The sequence below is a fragment of the Neisseria oralis genome (assembly GCF_045062685.1).
In the GTDB taxonomy this organism is placed as follows: domain Bacteria; phylum Pseudomonadota; class Gammaproteobacteria; order Burkholderiales; family Neisseriaceae; genus Neisseria; species Neisseria oralis.
This window is the reverse complement of sequence record NZ_JBJGEB010000002.1, coordinates 281,001-302,262: the sequence shown is the minus strand read 5'-3', so window position 1 is coordinate 302,262 and position 21,262 is coordinate 281,001. Positions and strand designations below refer to the sequence as shown.

The 21,262-nt window shown below is 54.9% G+C and carries 20 protein-coding genes and 5 tRNA genes; 13 read left to right on the top strand and 12 right to left on the bottom strand.

The annotated features are described in order from the left end of the window. Positions 1–182 precede the first annotated feature (182 nt). From ACI43T_RS03400 to ACI43T_RS03375, 6 genes are all read right to left on the bottom strand, one after another. Positions 183–1,466 carry a DUF6792 domain-containing protein gene (locus ACI43T_RS03400; protein WP_405385536.1) on the bottom strand — a complete coding sequence of 428 codons (1,284 nt, stop codon included), beginning with the start codon at positions 1,464–1,466 and terminating at the stop codon, positions 183–185. Continuing rightward, complete coding sequence (locus ACI43T_RS03395) at positions 1,463–2,116, bottom strand: hypothetical protein (RefSeq protein ID WP_405385535.1); 654 nt, start codon at positions 2,114–2,116, stop codon at positions 1,463–1,465. The genes ACI43T_RS03400 and ACI43T_RS03395 overlap by 4 nt, the downstream gene beginning before the upstream one ends. A 359-nt stretch (positions 2,117–2,475) precedes the next feature. Beyond that, complete coding sequence (locus ACI43T_RS03390; protein ID WP_405385534.1) at positions 2,476–5,553, bottom strand: efflux RND transporter permease subunit; 3,078 nt, start codon at positions 5,551–5,553, stop codon at positions 2,476–2,478. A gap of 2 nt (positions 5,554–5,555) precedes the next feature. Beyond that, complete coding sequence (locus tag ACI43T_RS03385) at positions 5,556–6,683, bottom strand: efflux RND transporter periplasmic adaptor subunit (protein ID WP_405385533.1); 1,128 nt, start codon at positions 6,681–6,683, stop codon at positions 5,556–5,558. Between the two features lie 23 nt (positions 6,684–6,706). Continuing rightward, the gene (locus ACI43T_RS03380; RefSeq protein WP_405385532.1) at positions 6,707–6,835 is read right to left on the bottom strand and encodes a hypothetical protein; all 129 of its coding nucleotides are present in this window, start codon (positions 6,833–6,835) and stop codon (positions 6,707–6,709) included. A 130-nt stretch (positions 6,836–6,965) separates the two neighbouring features. Then, positions 6,966–7,757 carry a MipA/OmpV family protein gene (locus ACI43T_RS03375; protein ID WP_405385531.1) on the bottom strand — a complete coding sequence of 264 codons (792 nt, stop codon included), beginning with the start codon at positions 7,755–7,757 and terminating at the stop codon, positions 6,966–6,968. Positions 7,758–7,891: 134 nt separating this feature from the next. On the opposite strand from ACI43T_RS03375, the gene ACI43T_RS03370 reads away from it, so the two are divergent. Next, positions 7,892–8,365: a MarR family winged helix-turn-helix transcriptional regulator gene (locus ACI43T_RS03370; protein ID WP_405385530.1), complete on the top strand. Its 474-nt coding sequence runs from the start codon at positions 7,892–7,894 to the stop codon at positions 8,363–8,365. 103 nt (positions 8,366–8,468) lie between these two features. On the opposite strand, the gene ACI43T_RS03365 is transcribed toward ACI43T_RS03370, so the two are convergent. Continuing rightward, on the bottom strand, positions 8,469–9,392 hold the full coding sequence (locus ACI43T_RS03365) for an AraC family transcriptional regulator (protein ID WP_377080683.1): 924 nt from the start codon (positions 9,390–9,392) through the stop codon (positions 8,469–8,471). An 85-nt stretch (positions 9,393–9,477) separates the two neighbouring features. On the opposite strand from ACI43T_RS03365, the gene ACI43T_RS03360 reads away from it, so the two are divergent. Next, positions 9,478–9,909 (top strand): organic hydroperoxide resistance protein, encoded by a 432-nt coding sequence (locus ACI43T_RS03360; protein ID WP_293279327.1) that lies wholly within the window; start codon positions 9,478–9,480, stop codon positions 9,907–9,909. 67 nt (positions 9,910–9,976) lie between these two features. Here the strand turns inward: ACI43T_RS03360 and ACI43T_RS03355 are convergent, their stop codons facing one another. Both ACI43T_RS03355 and ACI43T_RS03350 read right to left on the bottom strand, forming a co-directional pair. Then, complete coding sequence (locus tag ACI43T_RS03355; protein ID WP_009173381.1) at positions 9,977–10,936, bottom strand: SPFH domain-containing protein; 960 nt, start codon at positions 10,934–10,936, stop codon at positions 9,977–9,979. Between the two features lie 20 nt (positions 10,937–10,956). Continuing rightward, a complete protein-coding gene (locus ACI43T_RS03350) occupies positions 10,957–11,370 on the bottom strand; it encodes an NfeD family protein (RefSeq protein ID WP_405385529.1) in 414 nt (137 codons plus the stop codon). Between the two features lie 219 nt (positions 11,371–11,589). Here ACI43T_RS03350 and ACI43T_RS03345 point away from each other — a divergent pair, with 219 nt between their 5' ends. Then, a complete protein-coding gene (locus tag ACI43T_RS03345; RefSeq protein WP_405385528.1) occupies positions 11,590–12,129 on the top strand; it encodes a DcrB/PsbP domain-containing protein in 540 nt (179 codons plus the stop codon). 87 nt (positions 12,130–12,216) lie between these two features. Here ACI43T_RS03345 and ACI43T_RS03340 read toward each other — a convergent pair whose 3' ends face one another. Together ACI43T_RS03340 and ACI43T_RS03335 are read right to left on the bottom strand one after the other, a co-directional pair. Next, positions 12,217–13,131, bottom strand: a complete 915-nt coding sequence (locus ACI43T_RS03340; RefSeq protein WP_293279323.1) for a YoaK family protein — start codon at positions 13,129–13,131, stop codon at positions 12,217–12,219. A gap of 129 nt (positions 13,132–13,260) precedes the next feature. Then, positions 13,261–14,211, bottom strand: coding sequence for a class I SAM-dependent methyltransferase (locus tag ACI43T_RS03335; RefSeq protein WP_405385527.1), 951 nt, complete (start codon positions 14,209–14,211; stop codon positions 13,261–13,263). 337 nt (positions 14,212–14,548) lie between these two features. Here ACI43T_RS03335 and ACI43T_RS03330 point away from each other — a divergent pair, with 337 nt between their 5' ends. After that, entirely contained in the window at positions 14,549–15,880 is a 1,332-nt protein-coding gene (locus ACI43T_RS03330) for a DEAD/DEAH box helicase (protein ID WP_405385526.1), read from the top strand. Positions 15,881–15,991: 111 nt separating this feature from the next. On the opposite strand, the gene ACI43T_RS03325 is transcribed toward ACI43T_RS03330, so the two are convergent. Beyond that, positions 15,992–16,597, bottom strand: a complete 606-nt coding sequence (locus ACI43T_RS03325) for a CoA pyrophosphatase (RefSeq protein WP_405385525.1) — start codon at positions 16,595–16,597, stop codon at positions 15,992–15,994. A gap of 151 nt (positions 16,598–16,748) precedes the next feature. Here ACI43T_RS03325 and ACI43T_RS03320 point away from each other — a divergent pair, with 151 nt between their 5' ends. From ACI43T_RS03320 to ACI43T_RS03280, 9 genes are all read left to right on the top strand, one after another. Then, positions 16,749–18,623: a tetratricopeptide repeat protein gene (locus tag ACI43T_RS03320; protein ID WP_039850428.1), complete on the top strand. Its 1,875-nt coding sequence runs from the start codon at positions 16,749–16,751 to the stop codon at positions 18,621–18,623. Between the two features lie 64 nt (positions 18,624–18,687). After that, the gene (gene lolB, locus ACI43T_RS03315) at positions 18,688–19,275 is read left to right on the top strand and encodes a lipoprotein insertase outer membrane protein LolB (RefSeq protein WP_039850429.1); all 588 of its coding nucleotides are present in this window, start codon (positions 18,688–18,690) and stop codon (positions 19,273–19,275) included. Positions 19,276–19,285: 10 nt separating this feature from the next. Then, positions 19,286–20,131 (top strand): 4-(cytidine 5'-diphospho)-2-C-methyl-D-erythritol kinase, encoded by an 846-nt coding sequence (gene ispE, locus ACI43T_RS03310; protein WP_405385524.1) that lies wholly within the window; start codon positions 19,286–19,288, stop codon positions 20,129–20,131. 10 nt (positions 20,132–20,141) lie between these two features. Then, positions 20,142–20,217 (top strand) — tRNA-Gln (locus tag ACI43T_RS03305). A gap of 18 nt (positions 20,218–20,235) precedes the next feature. Beyond that, positions 20,236–20,311 (top strand) — tRNA-Gln (locus ACI43T_RS03300). Between the two features lie 23 nt (positions 20,312–20,334). Then, positions 20,335–20,410, top strand: a tRNA-Gln gene (locus ACI43T_RS03295). 18 nt (positions 20,411–20,428) lie between these two features. Further along, a tRNA-Gln gene (locus tag ACI43T_RS03290) sits at positions 20,429–20,504 on the top strand. Between the two features lie 23 nt (positions 20,505–20,527). Next, positions 20,528–20,603, top strand: a tRNA-Gln gene (locus tag ACI43T_RS03285). 315 nt (positions 20,604–20,918) lie between these two features. Next, positions 20,919–21,260 carry a hypothetical protein gene (locus ACI43T_RS03280; RefSeq protein WP_405385523.1) on the top strand — a complete coding sequence of 114 codons (342 nt, stop codon included), beginning with the start codon at positions 20,919–20,921 and terminating at the stop codon, positions 21,258–21,260. Positions 21,261–21,262: the final 2 nt, after the last annotated feature.

The window sequence follows — 21,262 nt, the reverse complement described above, 5'->3', positions numbered from 1 at the left end:
GCTTCCTGCCTGATTCTTTCGGCAGAACCATCCAAACGGTTTGACGAAGAATCCAATACCCGCTGTGCCTGCACCGCTAGCTGTTCGGCATTTTTCGCCCGCTTTTCCGTTTGTCCCGCCAAGGTCAGCACATTGGCTGCCAGACGGTCGATTTTCTGTTCCGAACCGTTCATCCTTCCCTCCTAACTGCGCGTCATCCGCATCACGGGCGCATCGTGCTGCATCTGTTCCAGCCGCGCGATTTCCTCCCACTCCTGCCGTTCATACAGTGCGGCGGCTTCCTGCTGCGTGCTGCGCCCGATGTCGGAAGTGAGCAGGCTGTCCAATGCGGCGTGCATTTTGTCGTCGTCATCCGACAGCAGGGCGGCGAAAGCATAATCGTTGTACTCTTCGAGAGATGCGTTTTTGGCCAAGGGGCGGGTGATGTCGGGTTTGCCTGCGTCGGTATAGGCTTCCTTCCCTGCATCGGGACGCGTGCCGTCGTTTTGCATCAGGTGCAGCATCCTGCTGTCGAACAGGGATTTCGGCGGCGGTACGCTGTTGATAATCTCCTTAATCCGTTCCTGCTCTCTGTCGTACTTCTCCAGACGGTTGCGGAGGATTTCGATTTTCTCTATCGGATTGGAAGTGGCAAATTTTGCGGCGGCAATCACGTTTTTCGAAGTTTCCACATCACCGCGGTAATCCTGAATCATAAACTTGTTTTCATCGGCAAGACGGCGGGCGCGGTCGTAATTGCGGTCGGAAAGGATGGAATCTTTACCGACGAAATTCAGCGAGGAATGCGCGGAACCCACGGAGGCTGCGGCAGCTCTGACGGCTTGAATCGCCATCGTGTTCTGTTGGTTGTTGTAGCCGTATTTCCTCAGCGGGCCAAGGTCGCCCTCGGTCGCCAACACGACAACCTTGCCGTAATGGGCATTGGCAGCAGAAACGACATCGGCGGCTTTGACGTAATTGGTTACATCGCCGCCGCCCTTGCGTACCCCGTGCATTCCGACCGCGCCGTATCCGTTAAAGGTTGCACCTTCATGCCCGAAGCGGTATGCCTGAATTTCGACGTGTGCGCCGCCGAGGGAATGGCCAACGTGGGTGATGGCAGGTTTAGGCAACTCAGGGTTTTTTCGATGAAATTCTTCTGCTTTTTCTATTGCTATACGCGTCAGTTTTTCCGAATCGGCAGCTTGATGGTTGGTACTTTTAGCAACCATGTTCCAGTCGGTATAGGCATCAAACCAATCTGTTGTCGGAGATTCCGTTCCTCTGTGGGCAACGATGATTTCGTTGGTTCGGACATCTTGGTACACCGTTCCTTGGTAACCTGTCGAACGGTTGTTATGTACGGCTAGAACTTTGTAATAGTTTCCTTCAATAAAAATAGGTTTATCATTAGGTTTTGTAACGGGACGAGTATTATAGGCATCTGCGGCAAGATCAGCCTGCTGCTGTCTGGTAATATTACTCATGGTTGAATCTCCTCAAGGGTTACGGTAATAGTGAACATTTCTTTATGTTTCTCAGCATCATAAATTTCAGGAGATACAATGCCGGAATCAACGGAGTCAGTGTAAAGAGTGCCATCTTCTTTTTTAGAGTAAGGATATGCCCATTTCCAATAATATTTAGTCAACGTTTTTTTCTCTATCAAATCATTGAAAATATCTCCAAAACTAAATCTAGTCTCTGATGGCTCTCCTGTTGCTTTAAAACCCAAGCCGAATCCCTCTATCTGCCAATGGCAGACACCTTCATTAAAGTAATTTTCATCCTGCATTGCATCAGTATAGACAATGGCTTCGTATTCAAACTCCCCTAGCTGGCGAACTTCAATTTCCAAATCTTTTTCCGGATTGGCAGCCACTCCTTCAATGCGATTAATAATATACGAGCAATTCCTTGCTCCATAACCTACACTCATGCTCCCCATCAATTTCAACGGCCCCGGCGCGTCGTTGATTTTAATCCTGAGGCGGTATGCCTGCTTGGGATGGGGGTTTAGCTGGAATCTTGCTTCGGTTTGTTCCTGAATACTCATGCTTTTCTCCGAACCGCCGCAGGCATTCAGGCTGAGGACTGAAAATACGGCAGCGGTCATTAATGCGGTCATCGGTTTCATCGGGTTTCCCTTCTTGGGACGGTAAAAGGCCGTCTGAAAATCTGTTTTCAGACGGCCTCAATTATAGCGGAAGTAATGTATAAGCGAATTTGTTGGCAGATTAACGGTAAAGGCACAGGTATTGCAGGCATGCAATATCGGTCTGCTCATGACGAAGCTCCTTTTGCCTGATTAAACCGAATGAAGGCATTGTCCCTTTTGGAATAGGCGGGATAAACCGTTTTTACTTGTTAGGGTTTATGAACGGGATTCATCGATAAAGGCCGTCTGAAAAGTTTTTATGAAGCCGAACTTTTCAGACGGCCTCTGATTGCAGATAGCTGATTCATTTATATCGATACATCACTTACCGTCAGCCATCATTTTCCCCGTTCCGCCGCTTCCCTGTCTTCTGCCGTAACCGAAGTCAGGCGGGCGAGGCGGGGGGTGAGCCATTGGCGCAGGTCGTCTGCCAGGCTGTAAAAGACGGGGACGAATACGAGGCTCAGGGCGGTGGAGACGATGAGGCCGCAGATAACGACGACGGCCATCGGGGCGCGGAAGGCGGCGCCACTGCCGCCTGCAAAGACGGAGGGCAGCATACCGGCGGCCATGGCGATGGTGGTCATGATGATGGGGCGGGCGCGTTCGGCTCCCGACCGGTAAATCGCCCGCGCGCGCGCCGTGCCGTGGCGGCGTTTTTCGATAATGAAATCAACCAGCAGGATGGAGTTTTTGGTTACGATGCCCATCAGCATCAGGATGCCGATAACGGACGACAAATCCAGCGCCGCGCCGTAAAGCAGCAGCCCGCCCAGCGCGCCGCCGAGCGACAGGGGCAGCGCGGTGATGATGGTAACGGGTTGCAGGAAGTCGCGGAACAGCAAAACCAATACCACCAGCACCATCAATACGCCGAAGCCCATCGCCATGCCGAACCGACTGAACATTTCGTTCATGTATTCCGCGTCGCCGTATTCGGGCGTACGGACGCCTGCGGGCAGGTTTTGCATAACGGGCAGCGCGTTTATTTGCGTCAAAACTTCGCCGATAGTGTGGCCGCTGTTCAGGTCGGCTTCGACGCTGATGCGCCGTTCGCGGTCGAAGCGGGTGATGGTCGCGCTGCCTGCGGCGTAGCGGATGTCGGCGACGGTGTGCAGGGGGACGCTGCCGCCGTTACTGGACGGAACGCGCAGGTTTTTCAGGGTTTGGATGTCGTTGCGCGCGTTTTCGGGCAGGGCGGTGCGGATGCTGATTTGGCGGTCGCTCAGGTTGTAGCGTGCGGATTCGGCATCCTGCCCGCCGATGGACGCGATACGCAGCAGGTTGCCCACTGCCTGCGGGGTAACGCCTGCGCGGGCGGCTTCGTCTGGCAGCAGGCGGATTTGCAGCTCGGGCTTGGGCAGCGGCTCGTTAATCTGCACGTTTGCCGCGCCTGCGATGCCCTGCATCTGGGTTTTCAGTTTGCGGGCGGTTTCCGACAGTTTGGCCGCGTCGTCGCCGGTCAGGATGATGTTGATGTCGCGCTGGGCGTTTTCGTTTTTGAAGAAGAAGCGGATGTCGGGCGTTTGTGCCAGCTCGCCGCGCAGTTTCTGCTCGAACGCGCTCTGGCTGATGTCGCGCTCGCCGTGCGCTTTCAGGCGCACCAGCAGTTCGCCTTTGGCGGTGTCGCTGTCGCTGCCTGCGGCGGCGTAAACGGCGTCCACTTCGGGATGGCGGCGGATGCCGTCTGAAAGCGCGTGCAGCGTGCGGTCGGTTTCCGCCAGCGTGCTGCCGGGCGGCAGGCTGACGGTAACCTGGCTGTAACCTACGTCGCTTTTAGGTATGAAACCCGTTGGCAGCAGCGGCAGCATGGCAAAGGATGCCGCCAGCACCAAACCGCCCGCCAGCATGGTGGTTTTGCGATGCTGCAATGCCCAGGTTAGAAGTTTCAGGTAGCTGCCCATAAAGAAGCCGTGTGTCCTTTCATCGGACGTTGCGCCTTTGTGCGGTTGCAGCAGGTATGCCGCCAACAGGGGCGTGGCCAGCCGCGCGGTCAGCAGCGAAGACAGGACGGCGGCGGACACGGTGATGCCGAACTGGCTGAAATACTGCCCCACCACGCCGCTGATAAAGCTCACGGGCAGGAACACGGCGACGATGGTTCCCGTAATCGCCACCACCGCGAAACCGATGGCGTCGGCGGCGTCGATAGCAGCCAGAAACGGGCGTTTGCCCGTCGCCAGATGGTTTTCGATGTTTTCGATTTCGACAATCGCATCGTCCACCAGAATGCCGACGACCAAGGTCAAACCGAGCAGGGTAACGTTGTTGAGCGTGTAGTCGAAGGCATACATCACGACAAAGGCGGGCAGGATAGACAGGGGCAGCGCCACCGCCGCTACCAAGGTGGAACGCCAGTTGCGTAAAAACAGGAACACTACCAATACGGTCAGTAATGCGCCTTCCAACAGGGTATCAATCGCGGTGTCGTAGCTTTCGCGCGTACTTTCTACCGTGCTGAACACGTTTCGGATGCGGATTTCGGGATGCTGCTTCTGCAATTCCGCCACTGCCGCTTCCACGCCTTTGGCCACTTCGGTATCGCTCGAACCTTTGGCGCGGAACACGTTGAACCCGACCACCTCGCGGCCGTCGAGCCGTGCGCGGCTGCGGATTTCGGCGTGGCCGTCTGAAACATAGGCCAATTCGGAAAGTTTGGCGCGGCGGCCGTCTGAAAGCGCAATCGGCGTATCCGCCAGCGCGTCCACGCCTTTGGCACTTGCCAGCACGCGCAGGTTCAGTTCCGAACCGCCCTGCATGGTGCGTCCTGCCGGAATGTTGGCATTGGTCTGCGTCAGTTGGCTGTTCACCTGGTCGGCGGTGATGCCCAAGGCTTCCAAGCGGTCGGGGCGCAGTTGTACGGTGATTTCGCGTTTGCTGCCGCCGCTGCGCACCACTTTCTGCACCCCCGGCACCGCCAGCAGACGGCGGCTGACGGTGTCGTCGACAAACCACGACAGGGCCGCCGCATCCATTTCTGGCGATTCCAGCGTGTAGTAGCTCAACGCGCCGCCTTCCACCTCCACGCGTTCCACCAGCGGCTCGTCTATGCCCTGCGGCAAATCTGCGCGTATTTGGGTAACGGCGTTGCGTACATCATTGACGGCGCGGTCGGTGTCGGTGCCGAGACGGAATTCCACCGTGGTCACGGAGATGCCGTCTGAAATTTCGGAAGTGATGTGGCGCACGCCCGCCATACCCGCTACGGCGGTTTCCACCTGCCGCGTTACCGAGTTTTCCATTTCGTCGGGCGACGCGCCGGCGCGGCTGACGGAAACGGTAACAATCGGGAAGCTCACATTTGGAGTGGCATTCACCGGCAGCCGCAGGAAGGAAAAGATGCCCATCACGGTCAGCAGCAGGAACAGGACGATGGTCGGAATCGGGCGGCGTATCGCCCAAGAAGACAGCTGCATGGTTATTTTCCTTTTTCTTCAACCGCTTTGACGGTGTCGCCCTCGTTCACAAACGCCGAAGCGCGGCGCACCACCGCGCGGCCGTTTGCCAGCCCCGACACGATTTCCACCATGCCGCCCTGTTTGCGCCCCGCCGTTACCGCCACGCGCGACACGCGCCCGTTGCCGTCTACCGCCAGCACCGAAGCCTTGCCCTCGCTGTCGAACGAAACCGCCGTTTCGGGCAGGGCTGCGGCGGCACGATAGGAAGGCAGGCGGATATTCGCTTCGCCGTAGGTACCGGTATAAAGGCCGTCTGAACGCGCCAGCGTAATCCGTACTTTGCCCAAACGGGTCGAACTGTCGATTTCGGGCGGCACCAGCCGCACCGTGCCGCCGACCGCCTCGTTTCGGCCGCGCACGGACACTTGCGCCCGCGCGCCGTTTTGTAGCAGCGGCAGTTCATCCGCGCCCGCGTCCGCCGCCAGCTCGACCGTGCCGTCTTTAATGATGTGGAACAGCGCGTCCGGGCCGGTGAGCGCGCCCGCTTCGGCGTTGCGTTTGGCAATCACGCCGTCGGCGGGCGCAACGATTTGCGTTTTGCCGCGCTGGTTGCGGCTGTCTTTAAGCTGCGCCTGCAACTGGGCAATGTCTGCCTTTGCAGCTTCCACATTCGCCGCCGCCGTGGCCGCCGCCGATTTTTGCTGGTCGAGTTCCTGACGGCTCAGCGCGTCCGCTTCCGCCAGCGGCCGGTAGCGTTTCAGCGTTGCCGCCGCTTCCGCCGCCGCGGCCTGTTGCGAACGCAGTTGCGCTTTTGCCCGTGCCAGTTGCGCTTCGGTTTGGCGCAGTTGCGAATCCGCGTTCACGTCTTCCAGTTGCGCCAACACCTGCCCGCGCTTCACCGTATCGCCTGCGTCAGCATACACCGCGACAATCTTCAAACCTTGCAGGGGAGTGGACACGGCAATGTCTTCGCGCGCCGAAAGCGTGCCGGACAAACGCAGCGTCTGCGCCATATCGGCAGGCGCGGCGCGGACGACGGTAACGCGTAGCGGTTCTTCCTTCTTGTCTTCCGGCGCGCCGCCGCAGGCGGCAATCAGCAGGAGGGGGCTAATCATCAGCAAACGCAAAAGCATCGGATTGAGGGACATTTGTGTTTCCTTAGAAAACGGTTTCAGACGGCCTGTTCGTTCCATTCGTAGCTGCATTGCCAGCAACACAGGCGGTATTCGACAACATGGCGGCAATACAGAAAACAGCAGCGCGGACAAATCAGATAACGGAAAAGGGTAACGGACATCATGGTCGGACCTGCTTATGGTTGATTCTAACTATAAATAGGACCTTTCAACCACCGTTATTCCCATTTGGTCGGGAACAACGGCAACAAGGCCGTAGGTCTTATGCCTTTCAGACGACCTCTGCGGAAATATTCAGAAGCGGTACATCAACCCCGCCGTGCCTTCGACGCGGTATTTGCCGTCGTTCATCGGGCTGTTTTTCACGGTGGAAGGCAGCGCTTCGGCCAGTACGCCGGTAAACGCGCTGAATTTCGGCGTGAAGCTGTATTGCGTTTCCAAACCGATATAAGGATTGACAGAAGATTTGGGCTGATAGGCGTTCAAGCCGCTGCGGCGGGCTTCGTCGGCGTTGATGCCGTAGTAGTAGCGGTTGAATTTTTTATCCGAATAAGACACGCCGACGGCGGGTTTGACGAGTAATTTAGGCGTGGGCTGCCAGAAATAGCTGTATTGCGCCTGCGCCTGCATTCCCTTGTTCGTACCCGAAACATCGTGCGACACCTGCGTTTCCAGATTGCCGTAGGGGCTGTACAGGTTGTAGGAAATATCCGCCATCACCGCGTTTTTGCGGCGGTCGAGCCGCTTTAGGCGCGCATCGTCCGAATCGCCCGGTTTCAAGCCGTAATCGCGCAGGTAGGTCGCCCCCAGCAGCACTTCCTGCGACTGGTCGGCGGAAGTGTAGAGTTTCACGCCGGCCGACAGTCCGCGTATGTAAAACCGCTTCGTTTCAAGCTGAACCAGCGGCGCAACCGTCCAGTCGGCGGATTTGCCCCGATAGCCGCTGTCGGCATAACCGCCCGCCACACCGACCGAGAATTCCGTTTTCTGCGGCTCCTGCCGAAAATCTTCCGCATACACGGATGGCGCGTGCAGCAGGCACAGGTATAAAGAAGATAACACTCCGGTTCGAACGATATGTTTCATAGAGTCTCCCAAAAAAGCGTATAGGTCGTCTGAAAAGTAAGAAACCCGATTATAGTCCTATTTAGGACTGTTAATCAACAGGACAATAAAACCCCGTGCTACAATTACGGCATATCCCAAAAACAAGGAACATCATGGAAAACGCAAACAGCCGATTCGACCCGTCCCAAGGCATCGACCAACTCGGCAGCTTACTGACCGGCATTTATGATCAGTATGAAAACTGGGCAAAAAGCAAAGGCCTCAACTACACCGTATTTGCCATCCTGTATTTCGTGTACTACCGCGAACACTGCACCCAAAGCGACATCTGCGCCTTTTGGGGCTTCGCCAAACAAACCGTCTCCACCCAGTGCAACGAACTGTTGGACAAGGGCATACTCAGCATCGTGCAGGACGACGGCAACCGCCGCCGCAAAATCCTGACCCTGACCGAACAAGGCCGCGCCTACGCCCGCCCGTTCGTCGAACCCGTCCGCACCGCCGAAACCGCCGCTTTCCAATCGCTGGGCGAAGAATTGGGGCGGAAACTGGTGGAAGGCACGGAAAAGTTCTACGTTGCCTTAACCGCCGCTTTGACAGGATCGGACAAAGATAAGGCCGTCTGAAAACGGCAAACTATAAAAAACGCCTGTTTGAACGGATATTCAAACAGGCGTTTTTCGCTTGGTGCGGTTTTCAGATTATCAGATTCATCAAACCGAACTACGTTTATTGTTCTGCCTTGATCTGTCGTGTTCCTTTCGGTGCATGTCCGAAATAGCGTTTGTACTCGCGGCTGAACTGGCTGGGCGATTCGTAGCCGACTTGATAGGCAGCATCGGTTACGGCGAAGTCTTCTTGGGAAATCAAGCGCTTGGCTTCCATCAGACGCAGGGATTTTTGATATTGCAGCGGTGAAAGGCTGGTGATTTTTTTAAAATGGCTGTGAAAGCCAGATAATGACATGCCGCTCAGATTTGCCAACGTTTCTACGGAAATAGTTTCGCTGAAATGCTGTTGCAGATAATGAGTCGCTTGGGCGATTTTTTGCGTATGCGATCCAAGGCTTACCATAGCTTTAAGTTTGCCTCCTTGCTCGCCTGTAAGCAGTCGATAGTAGATTTCTTGTTGGATAAGCGGTGCAAGGAATGCAATATCTTTTGGATTTTCGTGCAAGAACAACAAACGCTCCACAGCATTTTTAAGTGATTCGTCCAACTGCCATTGCGCAAAACCTTCATCGCTTTGCTTGGCATCGGCAGCCAAGCTTAGATTTGCCAACAAAATCATGCCGACAGCCTGAACATCAATCTTCATCGACATCACGACAAAAGGATTTTGCGGCTCGGCATGTTTAATTTCGCCGCGCATCGGTACATTGACGGGGCAGAACATAAAATGTTGGCTGTCAAAACGGTAACATTGTTCGCCCAGCTGTATTTCACGTTCGCCGCTTAACACGATGCAAATGCTCGGTTCTTGAATAACACCTTCGTAGCAAAACGGCCGATCGGCATGGCGAATCACCAAGCCTTCAATCGGAGATGAATAGAGTTCGTTATGCGGAATAACCTTTAATAAGCGATCTAGCGTTTCAGCTGAAAACATAAATTTGTAGAAATAGGCAAGTAATTTGGAGGAATCATATAACACTTCCTCCTGCCGTTCAATATAATGAACTCACTTTCAACGGCAGTACGCCAAAACATTTAACCAATATTGAATTGAGGACAATATTATGAAAATTTTCTACAAAACATCAGCAACAGCAACCGGCGGACGTGATGGTCGCACCCAAGTGGACGACGGTTCAATCGGCTTTGATTTGGTTTCATTCCAAAACGAAAGCGGCAAGCACGGTACAAACCCCGAGCAGCTTTTTGCCATGGGCTATGCTGCCTGCTTTGATAGCGCGATGAACCATGTAGCACCGACACTCGGCTTGAAACCAACAACATCTTCCACCACTGTCGGCGTGGGCATCGGTCAGAAAGCAGATGGCGCATTCGGTTTGGATTTGGATATCACCATCACTGTCGCCGGCTTGTCTGAAGAAGACGCACGCAAGCTCATCACCCGCGCGCACGAAGTCTGCCCATACTCCAACGCCACGCGCGGCAATGTGGATGTGCGCCTGCATGTGAATGTGATTCAGTCGTTTGATTTGTAAGTATTAAAAAGCCGTCTGAAAAATCGGTTTCAGACGGCCTTGGCTTTTATTTTTTAAAGATACATGCCTACTTCGCGGCTTTGTTGCCTTCCACAATTTTCAGCCCCGCTGCCACCAGGCTGCCGATTTCGGCGACGTTGGCGGGCATAATCAGCGTATTGCCTTCTTTGGCCAGGTTGCTGAACGCGGCCACGTATTGTTCGGCCACTTTCAGGTTGACGGCTTCGTTGCCGCCCGGCGTTTGCAGCGCGGTTGCGATTTGGCGGATGGCGTCGGCGTTGGCTTCGGCCACCAGCCGCAGGGCCTCGGCTTCGCCTTGCGCGCGGTTGATGCGGGCGACTTTTTCACCGTTGGACGCATTGATGGCGGCCTGCGCTTCACCTTCCGACTGCTGGATTTCCGCTTCGCGCTGACCGCTGGCCAGGTTAATCTGCTCGATTTTGCGGCCTTCCGATTCGGCGATGCGGGCGCGTTTTTCGCGTTCGGCGGTAATCTGCGCCTGCATGGCGCGCAGGATTTCCTGCGGCGGAACCAAGTCTTTGATTTCGTAGCGCAACACTTTCACACCCCACGACACGGCGGCTTCGTCCAGCGCGGCGACGACGATGCTGTTGATTTCGTCGCGTTCTTCAAAAGTTTTGTCCAGTTCCATGCGGCCGATGACCGAACGCAGCGTGGTTTGCGCAAGCTGGGTGATGGCCATGATGTAGTTGCTGGAACCGTAGGAAGCGAGTTTCGGGTCGGTTACTTGAAAATAGATGATGCCGTCGACGGTAAGCTGGGTGTTGTCGCGGGTGATGCAGACCTGGCTGGGCACGTCCAGCGGGATTTCTTTGAGCGTGTGTTTGTAGGCCAGGCGGTCGATAAAGGGAATCAGGATGTTCAGGCCGGGGTTGAGGATTTTGTGGAAACGCCCCAGCCGCTCGACGATATAGGCTTCCTGCTGCGGTACGACGATAAACGATTTGAAGCCGAACACGATAACGGCGATGAGAATCAGAAAGGGAAAGCTGTATAAAAGTTCCATTTTGTCTTCCTTGTTTGAGATTAATGCGGTTGGATCAACAGGATATTGCCGTTTTTACCGGTAATCACTGCGGTTGAGGCCGTCTGAACGGGCTGCTGCGAAGCCTGCGCCTGCCAGCGCGTACCGCGGTAGGACACTTCGTACATATCGCCGTGCAGATGGCGCACGACTTGAACGCTTTGCCCGATGTCCAAATCGTCCGCCGCGGCTTCTTGCGCGCGCAAACGGCTGCGCTGCTTCAGCCTGCCGTGCACCAGCCAGATACCCAGTGCGGACAACACTGCCGCCGTCATGATGGAGATTCCCGTGCTGTCCGTCAGTCGGTCCGCCAGTCCCGCACCGAACAAAGCCGCGCTGACGACCAGCAGGTAAACCGTACCGGTAAACAGTTCGACAATCAATACGGCTGCTGCTGCGATAAACCAAATGGTCATAGCGTCTCCTTGCGTTGGTGTAATTCAGAATGCAGATTTACATGATAATGGTTATCGGGCAATAAATGAAGCGTTGCGGCGGGATGGGCGTGATTTTGCCGTAACGGTGCCGGATGGCAGGCGCCGCCCGGCGATTATGTAAGACAAACAACGTATGAATTCCAATACCGTTTGGCTATAATAAGGCCGTCTGAAAGTAATTTTATAAGGAAGAAGGCGATGAAGAAGAAAATTCCGGTGCTGATGTTGGCCGTGCTGCTGGCGGCCTGCGGAGGGAAATCCGACACTGCCGCGTCTCAGGCCGATACGGGGCTGCCGCCCAAGCCGTCGTTTAAGGTGAAGTTTATCGATTCGACGGTAACGCAGGGGCTGCCTTTGGGTAAGGCGTCCGAGGATAAGACCAACGACGGGAAAAAGCGGCTGAGTTACGCGATTGAGGGCATGGATGCGCAGAATGTTTTGGAAGTCATCGGCAACCGTCCCGAAGATTTGGAAGTGGTCAGCGGCAGATGTATGCAGACTGACGGGCAGGGCGGGAAAATCGGTTGGACGCGGGACGGGCGCTGCCGTGCGCTGTTTACGAAACTGGTTGCGAACGTGGCGGACGATGCGGACAAGCTGACCGATTATCTGGTCGTTCATGCGGGGCTGCTGCCTTATCAGGCAGGGCGCTCGGGTTATGCGGCCGTGCAGAACGGGCGTTATATTCTGGAATTGGACAGCGACGGGCTGTTTTTCTTTCGCCGCCGCAATATTTGACGGTTCGGTTTCAGACGGCCTCTCGAGAAGGGCGGGATTGAAAATTCCCGCCTTTTCTTTTTTTCTTTTGGAACGGGCCTTGGATTTTTACGAACCGTTTTTTCCGTCGGTATGGCGTTTGAGCGCCTGTTTGCGCTGGTACCAGCGTACCAGGGCGAATTTCAGCCGCAGTTTGACGTCGTAGCCGACGGAACCCGCCCCCAATATGAACAATACCGCCGCTACGGGCAGGGCGAAGTGGTGCCCTATTTTGTGATAACCCCATGCGCCGATGACGCCGCCGAGCAAAAACGCCCACATCAAGCCGCTCAACAGCCACATTTTGGGTTTGTTTACATGCACATGCGGCAGATGCGGATGGTGCGTGCGTGAATAGTAGAGGGCGCGGGAAATTTCGATGCCCAAATCGGTTGCTGAGCCGGTCATGTGTGTCGAACGAATCGCCCCGCCCGACAAAAGCGTGATGACGGTATTGTGCATCCCCATGATGAAACACAGTAGAAACAACGCCAAAGACGGAATGATCAAATCGGCTTTGCCGAAATCCCACTGCAAGGCCGTTATGCCGAACAGGCCGAATACCAGCAGATAAAGCGCTTCCAGCCACATGGAAAATCCGAAGCTGCCGCGAAAGCGCTTCTGCTGCGTCCACAAAATCACCCATCCCGAATGCGCCGCACCGGCCACAAAGCAAAAGACGCTTACCAAAGCCACGGCGGCCGTCGTCCATTGGTGCAGATACAGCGTATCGGCCAGCAGCGACATCGAACCGGTAACATGCGACGTATAACGTGCGAATGCGAAAAAGCCGCCCGCGTTAATCGCTCCGGCCAGCAGTGCCATGATATAGCCCAAGCGGCGGAACCTCGCATCGGAGATATGGTGTTCGTGCAGATAAGGCCGGTCGGCCTGCCAGAACGGCGGGTGGTGCAGGCGTTCGTGCCGTAATTTGCGGCGGCCGGTCGTGGCGTTCCGGTCGGATTGGCTTTTGTTGCTGTGCATTTCTACGTTTGTCCCTCTTGCATATTCCGCAGCTGGCCCTTGCCGGTTGGGGATATTTTTATTTCCGTATGTCGATTGAGGCCGTCTGAAAAGGAAGGGGATAATGTGCCGGATCGCCGGTAGTATCGTTCATGACGGTTTGTGCCTGATTTCCCAACACTGATGGATTTTCTTGTTGCGGAAATCGTCGGGAACGGATTGTTTGGAAATGTCTTTGACGGCGTATTGTTCCGATACCGAATCGTCCAAGACGAAGCTGCGCAAGTTGTTGGAGAAGTACAAAAGGCCGTCTGAAGCGAGCAGATTCATCGCGCCGACTATGAGTTTTTGGTGGTCGCGCTGGATGTCGAGGATGTCGAGCATCTTTTTGCTGTTGGAGAAGCTGGGCGGATCCATGACGATAAGATCGAACTGTTTGCCTTCGGCGGCGGCGTTTTGCAGGTATTGGAACACGTCGGCGCGGACGATTTTGTGTTGTTCGGGGCTGATGCCGTTGAGTTCGAAATTGCGTTTCGCCCAATCGAGATAAGTATTCGATAAATCAACGGTTTCGCTGGACGTTGCGCCGCCGGTGGCTGCATAGACGGTGAAGCTGCCGGTGTAGGAAAACAGGTTGAGGAAGCGTTTGCCCGCTGCGGTTTCGCCGACTTTTTTGCGCGTGTTGCGGTGGTCGAGAAAGAGGCCGGTGTCGAGGTATTTGTCGAGGTTGACCCAAAATTTGCGGCCGTTTTCGGTGATGACGAAATCGTCGCCGGTTTTGCCGGTTTTCTCGTATTGCTGCAAGCCTTTTTGGCGTTCGCGGCGCTTGAGGTGGATTTGTTCGGGCGCAAAACCGGTAACGAAGGCGACGGCTTCCAATACTTCGGCAAGCCACGCTTCGTATTCTTCGGGCTGCATCAGCCAGCCGGTATCGTATTCCTGAAGGTGGATTTGGTCGCCGTAAACATCGACGGCGAAGGGGAATTGGGGGATGTCGCGGTCGTAAATACGCCAGGCTTCGATGCCGTTGCGTTTCGCCCATTTCATGAGGTGTTTGATGTTTTTGCCCATGCGGTTGGCGAAGGGGGTGATGTCGGTCATGGTTTCAGACGGCCTGAATGAGGATTGGGAAGGGTTTGAATTTTAACGCACTTGATGCCTTTTTGCTTGACCGTTATCCATAAAATCTATATTATCCGCCGTTCGCCTTTTTATACGAAGCCATCGTCTTCCAACCTAAACCGCCGTTTCGGGTGCGTTTCTTTTATTGCTTGCTGATTTGTCAAGCCTTTCTATGCAGGTTGTCGTCGATGTTAACCACAAGCAAGATGCTTGCGACAACCCTGTAACTTCACATTTCCCGTATCGTTACTTTCCTTTGCTTCAGGTCGTCTGAAAACCGTTCAGACGTGCGCGTTGTTGTCTCTTTAGGATAGCCATGTCTATTAAATTTGCCGATTTGAACCTTGATAAAAACATCTTGTCCGCCGTTCGCAGCGAGGGTTACGAAAGCCCGACGCCGATTCAGGCGCAAGCCATTCCGTTTGCTTTGGAAGGCCGCGACATCATGGCTTCGGCGCAAACCGGTTCCGGCAAAACCGCCGCCTTCCTGCTGCCGACTTTGCAGCGGCTGACCAAACGCAGCGAAAAACCGGGCAAAGGCCCGCGCGCGTTGGTGTTGACGCCGACCCGCGAATTGGCGGCGCAAGTTGAGAAAAACGCGCTGGCGTACGCCAAAAATATGCGCTGGTTCCGCACCGTCAGCATCGTCGGCGGCGCATCTTTCGGCTACCAAACCCGCGCCCTGAGCAAACCGGTTGACCTGATTGTCGCCACGCCGGGCCGTCTGATGGACTTGATGCAAAGCGGCAAAGTCGATTTTGACCGTTTGGAAGTGCTGATTTTGGACGAAGCCGACCGTATGCTGGACATGGGCTTTATCGACGACATTGAAACCATCGTCGAAGCCACCCCGACCGACAGACAGACTTTATTGTTCTCCGCCACTTGGGACGGCGCAGTCGGCAAACTGGCGCGCAAACTGACGAAAAACCCTGAAATTATCGAAGTCGAGCGCGTGGACGACCAAGGCAAAATCGAAGAGCAGCTGCTGTACTGCGACGATATGCGCCACAAAAACCGCCTGCTCGACCACATCCTGCGCGACGCCAACATCGACCAATGCGTGATTTTCACGTCCACCAAAGCCATGACCGAAGTCATCGCCGATGATTTGTATGAAAAAGGTTTCGCCGCCAACTGCCTGCACGGCGACATGCCGCAAGGCTGGCGCAACCGCACGCTGATGGATTTGCGCAAAGGCCGCTGTAAAATTTTGGTTGCCACCGACGTTGCCGCACGCGGTATCGACGTGCCGACCATTACCCACGTTATCAACTACGATCTGCCGAAACAGGCGGAAGACTACGTTCACCGCATCGGCCGTACCGGACGGGCAGGGCGCACGGGTATTGCGATTACCTTCGCCGAAGTGAACGAATACGTCAAAGTACACAAAATCGAAAAATACATCGGCCGTAAATTGCCTGAGCTGACCGTCGAAGGCATGGAACCGACCCGCAAGCGCAAATCCGCAGGCGGCAAGCCGAAAGGCAAAGGCGGCTGGGGCGACGGTAAGAAAACCGGTTTTAAAGCGAAAGGCGGCGGATTTAAGAAAGGCGGCGAGGGATTCAAAGCCAAACGCAAATCCGGCAGCGGAAGCGGCGGCAAGGGCGGATTCGGCAAAGCCTCCCGACCGGCGAAAAGATAATCGGCATTCGGTCAAACATTATTTCCGCGCAGGCAAACCGTGTTTAACCGCCCCGCTTGATAGGCGCTATTAAGGGCAGAGGCCGTCTGAAACAGGTTTTCAGACGGCCTTTCAGCGTTGTGCCATATGGTGGCGGTAGCGTTCGGCCAATCCGTAAAGAATCATCGCGGTCAGCCCCCAAATGTCGTGGTGCAGGTATGGCAGTGCAGGCGGGCGGATGGTTTGGCCGCGGTATTGCAGCGTGCGCGGACGGTAGTTTTGCGGGTTCAGCGCGGTTTCCAGCGGCAGATAAATGATTTCGGCCACTTCGTCCGGATTGGCGGTCAGATTCGGGCTGCCCGCATTCAACGCGGGAACGGGACGGACTTCGTAGCCCGAAGGCGAATAATGCGGCGGCAGGGCGGGGAAAGTCTGCCAGACGGCGGGATGGGTGCCGATTTCTTCCTCGGCTTCGCGCAGGGCGGTCTGTGCCGGCGTTACGTCGTGCGGTTCTTTTTTACCGCCGGCAAACGAAATCTGCCCCGTGTGCCGGCGCAGGTTGGCGGAACGCCTGGTCAGGATAATCTGCCACTGCCGCTCATGGAACACCACCGGCAGCAATACGGCTGCTTCCGTATAGCCGTCGGCGGCAAGGATTTGATTTCTCAGTTTTTCTTCTTCGCACGGATAAAGCGCGGCGCGGCTCAGGAATCCGGCAAGCTCGGTCTGGTTCATCATGGGTATAAAACGGCGGAAAACGGTTTGAATATAATATTACAACAGGTTTACTGTCGCATGAATCAACAAACCGCGCTTCATGTGATAAAGTAGCGGCTGGACTTCAGGCCGTCTGAAAACAGAAGGCGGCCTTCAAACAAAGGAAAGTTTTATGTTTTTCGCCAATGCCCGCATCCGTTCCGTTGCCGCCGCCGTGCTGATGCTGTTTACCGCCACGGCCTGCGCGTCCAACGATTCCGTCGCCAAAATCAAGACGCCGCAGGACATCAAGAAAATCGTGCAGAAAAAAAGCCGCTATACCCCGGAAGAAAGGGAAGTGGAGCAACGCCGGCGCATGGGCGTAATCGAACGCGCCAATACGGTATTTACCTTGCTCGGCGGCGAAATGGCACTGCAAAAGGGCGATGCGGGTACGGCGCTGGCTACCTATATGGTAACGCTCGAACGTACCAAAGACCCGGTCGTCGCGGAACGTGCGCTGGAAATGGCGGTGTCGCTGAACGCGTTTGAACCGGCGGAAATGATTTACCAGAAATGGCGGCAAATCGAGCCGGTGCCGGGCGAGGCACAGAAGCGCATGGGCTGGGTGCGCAATTTGATGATGGGCCGGGCGGACAAATCGCTCAAAGGTTTGGACGAGATACTGTCCCGCGCCGAAGAAGAACACGCCAAGCAGATTTTCCTGCTGTTGTCCCAAGCGGCGGTGCAGCAGCCCGACTTGGCTGCCAAGGGCGCGTCCCAAGTGCACAAAGCGGCGCAGAAATACCCCGATATGCCCGAAGCGTCGATAGCCGACGCGATTTACAGCGCGCAAAGCGGCAGCGACCGCCATGCGGTGTCGGCACTGCAAAATCTGGCGAAACTCGATTCGGAAATTCTGCCGCCGACCGCTCTGACGCTGCGCCTGGTGGCTCAGCGCAACCCCGAAATATTGAGCCGTTTCTTCAGGGATACGGATTCTAAAAAACTCTCGTCCGTGTGGCAGGAACTGGAAATCGCCACCCTGATTGCCAACAAGCAGCAGGACAAGGCCTACAAACGGCTGCACGAACTTCTGGCCGACAATCCGAACGCCGACTTATACATTCAGGCGGCCTATCTTGCAGGCAGCCGCAGGGAAGACATATCGGTCGTCAACGGTTATTTGGAAAAAGCCTACCGCACCGGCACCGACGAGCAGAAAAGCCGCGCCGCCGTTATCGGCGCGATGGGTTACGGCGACAAACGCGAGTTTAAAAAAGCCGAACGCTGGGTAAACCGGATTACCTCGCCGGAATATGTGTTTGACAAAGCCGTACTGAAAGCCTCGCTCCAAGCGGAGCAGGGCAACGGCAAAGCGGCACTGGCCGAAGCCAGAAAAGCGCAAAAACTTCCCGAACAGCAGGGGCGTTTCTTCGGCAGCAGCGATTTGCAGCGCGCATATCTGTTCGCCCTGTCGAAACACGGCAACGCGCAGGAAGTATTGTCCGAACTGAACGCGCTGGCCGCCAAAGCCGCCAAAAAGCCCGATGCGGACAAACTGCTGCCCGACATCCTCTACCAACGCGCGCTGGTTTACGCCGATCTGCTGCATCAGCCCGATAAAGCCATTGCCGACCTGCGCCGCTATCTGAAGCTGAATCCCAACAGCGCGGCCGGCATGAACGCGCTCGGCTATACCATGCTGATTTCGCGCCAGTCCGGCATATCCGATACAGACGAAGCGTTCAAACTGATTCAGACGGCCTACAACCTCGATCCGGAGTCTCCGGCCATTAACGACAGCATGGGTTGGGCGTATTACCGTAAAGGCGATGCGCAAACCGCGCTGCCGTACCTGCAATACGCGTTCGGACGGTATCCCGATTCCGAAGTCGCCGCCCACCTGGGTGAAGTGTTGTGGCAGTTGGGGCAGAAGGAAGAAGCGAAAAAAGTATGGTTCGACAGTTTGGCCAAAGGCGGCGACGTCGCCGTACTGAAAAAAACCATGCGGCGTTTCGGTGTGGCGCTGCCTGCATCCAAACCCGCCAAGAAACCTGCCAAATAACCAACCCGAGGCCGTCTGAAAACAGGATGTCCCGTTTCAGACGGCCTTTGCGTCAGGAGTGAACATGAAATTCAAATTATGGCTGTCCGCAGCCGCCGTTACCGTACTGGCGGCGTGTTCCCAACCCAAGCTGCCCGAACAGGCAGACTGGTCGGAATCCGTCCAAGTCCCCGATTTTACCGCCGACGGCAGGCTGTCCGTAAAGGTTGAAGAAAAAGGTTCGTATGCCAATTTCGACTGGACGTACCAAAACCAAGTCCAGACCATCAGCATCAACACCCCTTTGGGCAGCACGTTGGGCCAGCTCTGCCAAGACGGGGAGGGCGTATTGGCCGTAGACAGCAAAGGCAAAAAATATCAGGCGCCCACGGCGGAGGAATTAAGCGGACGGCTGCTGGGTTACAACCTGCCCGTGCAGTATCTGCACATCTGGGCGAACGGCAAGCGAGTGGCAGGCGCACCTTATCAAATCGATTCGGAGGGGCGGCTGCAACAATTCCAATGGACGATTTCGCGCACACTCAAGAGCGACGGCAAACCGCGCGTTCTGCTGCTGGAAAGCCCTAAACTGACCCTGCGGCTGGTGTTTGACGAAATGAATTTCGCCAAAGACGCATCAGCACCGAAACAATGCGCCGCACGTTTCCGATAAGGCCGTCTGAATGAAGATACCTTCCCGTGCACAAGCGTTTTCCGCGCCGGCCAAGCTGAATCTCGACCTGCGCATCACCGGCAGGCGCAAAGACGGCTACCATAATTTGGAAAGCATTTTTTGCTTGGTAGGGCTGTACGACACGGTTTATCTGGCCGCACGCGAAGACGTGCAAATCGTGCTGCATACGCCGGTGGAAGGAATTTCCGCCGAACAAGATTTGACCTATCGTGCGGCCAAGACCTTGCAAACGTATACCCGCTGCGGCAAAGGTGCGGATATCTGGCTGGACAAGCGGATACCGACCGGCGGAGGGCTGGGCGGCGGAAGTTCGGATGCTGCAACCGTACTCATCGCGTTAAACAGCCTGTGGCAATGCCGTCTGAACCGGCGGGAACTAATTGATTTGGGGTTGAAACTCGGTGCGGATGTGCCGTTTTTCATTTTCGGGCGCAATGCTTTTGCCAAGGGCATAGGCGAGCAGCTAACGGAGACAGACATACCGAAACAATGGTACGTTATTGTCAGGCCGCCGGTGCATGTGGTAACCGCCAAAATTTTTTCCCACAAGGACTTGACACGAAATTCCGAACCCAGCATAATCCCATCTTTCCAGATGCTGCGGCCTTTCAGAAACGATATGCAAGCCGTGGTTTTTCAGGAATATCCCGAAGTACGGGATGCTTATTTGGAATTATCCAAGTATGGAGAGGCATTGATGACCGGTTCCGGTTCGTGCGTGTTCCTTGCATGTGATGGTTTGGATAAGGCCGAAAATATTTACCAGCAAGTTTCAGAGATATATGAAGCATATTGTGTCGAAGGGTTGGATATCCACCCGTTGCTTCATATGTAGCTGGATCAGTTGGGGAGTCGTCAAGCGGTTAAGACACTGGATTTTGATTCCAGCATGCGAAGGTTCGAATCCTTCCTCCCCAGCCAATCAGCAATCCCTATTCTTGGGGAGTCGTCAAGCGGTTAAGACTCTGGATTCTGAATCCAGCATGCGAAGGTTCGAATCCTTCCTCCCCAGCCAATTTTAATTTTCAATACCCTGTTTGGGGAGTCGTCAAGCGGTTAAGACACTGGATTTTGATTCCAGCATGCGAAGGTTCGAATCCTTCCTCCCCAGCCAATCAGCAATCCCTATTCTTGGGGAGTCGTCAAGCGGTTAAGACTCTGGATTCTGAATCCAGCATGCGAAGGTTCGAATCCTTCCTCCCCAGCCAATTTTAATTTTCAATACCCTGTTTGGGGAGTCGTCAAGCGGTTAAGACACTGGATTTTGATTCCAGCATGCGAAGGTTCGAATCCTTCCTCCCCAGCCAACCATATTTTCTGAATTCTTCCAATTTAAAAATCCTGTTTTCAAATAATCATAATTCCGCAAAGTTGCGGAAATTTTTTTATTTTGATGTTCCGTATATTCGGAAATTCAGAAAAATCAAAACCGTTCGGCCGGATAGTGTCCATGACAAGCGGGATGATAGAGTCAAACATGATTTGTCTGTTTCTTAGCATTTGCTGCATTTGAGGAAAATCCTGTTCAAATGCGGCATTTCGATTTCACATGCGTTTCCACGTTAGTATAATCAAACCGCTTTTTATCAGGATTTTTTCCTTTCTGCCAACGAGGAACGATTATGAAACTGACCAGCAAATTATTTTTCGCTTTGACGACAGCTGCGGTATTGGCCGCCTGCGGCAACAGCCAAAATCCGAATGAGGAAAGCAACCATTCGGGCGTGCAACCGGCGGCTGCCCAGATAGGTACGGGCACGCTGCATGAGGCTTGCAAAGCGTATTTAGAGCGTCGCGCTACGTGTTTTGCTAAAAAAGACAAGAAGCGGCTGGCTGAACATAAAGTCGAATACGGCAATATTGTACGCTCGTTTTCTTCTCTGCCGGCGGACGAGCAGGTTCGCCAGTGTATGAGCGCGAACCAGTCGTTCGACGATATCGCTAAAGAGTTGAAATGCGAATAAGA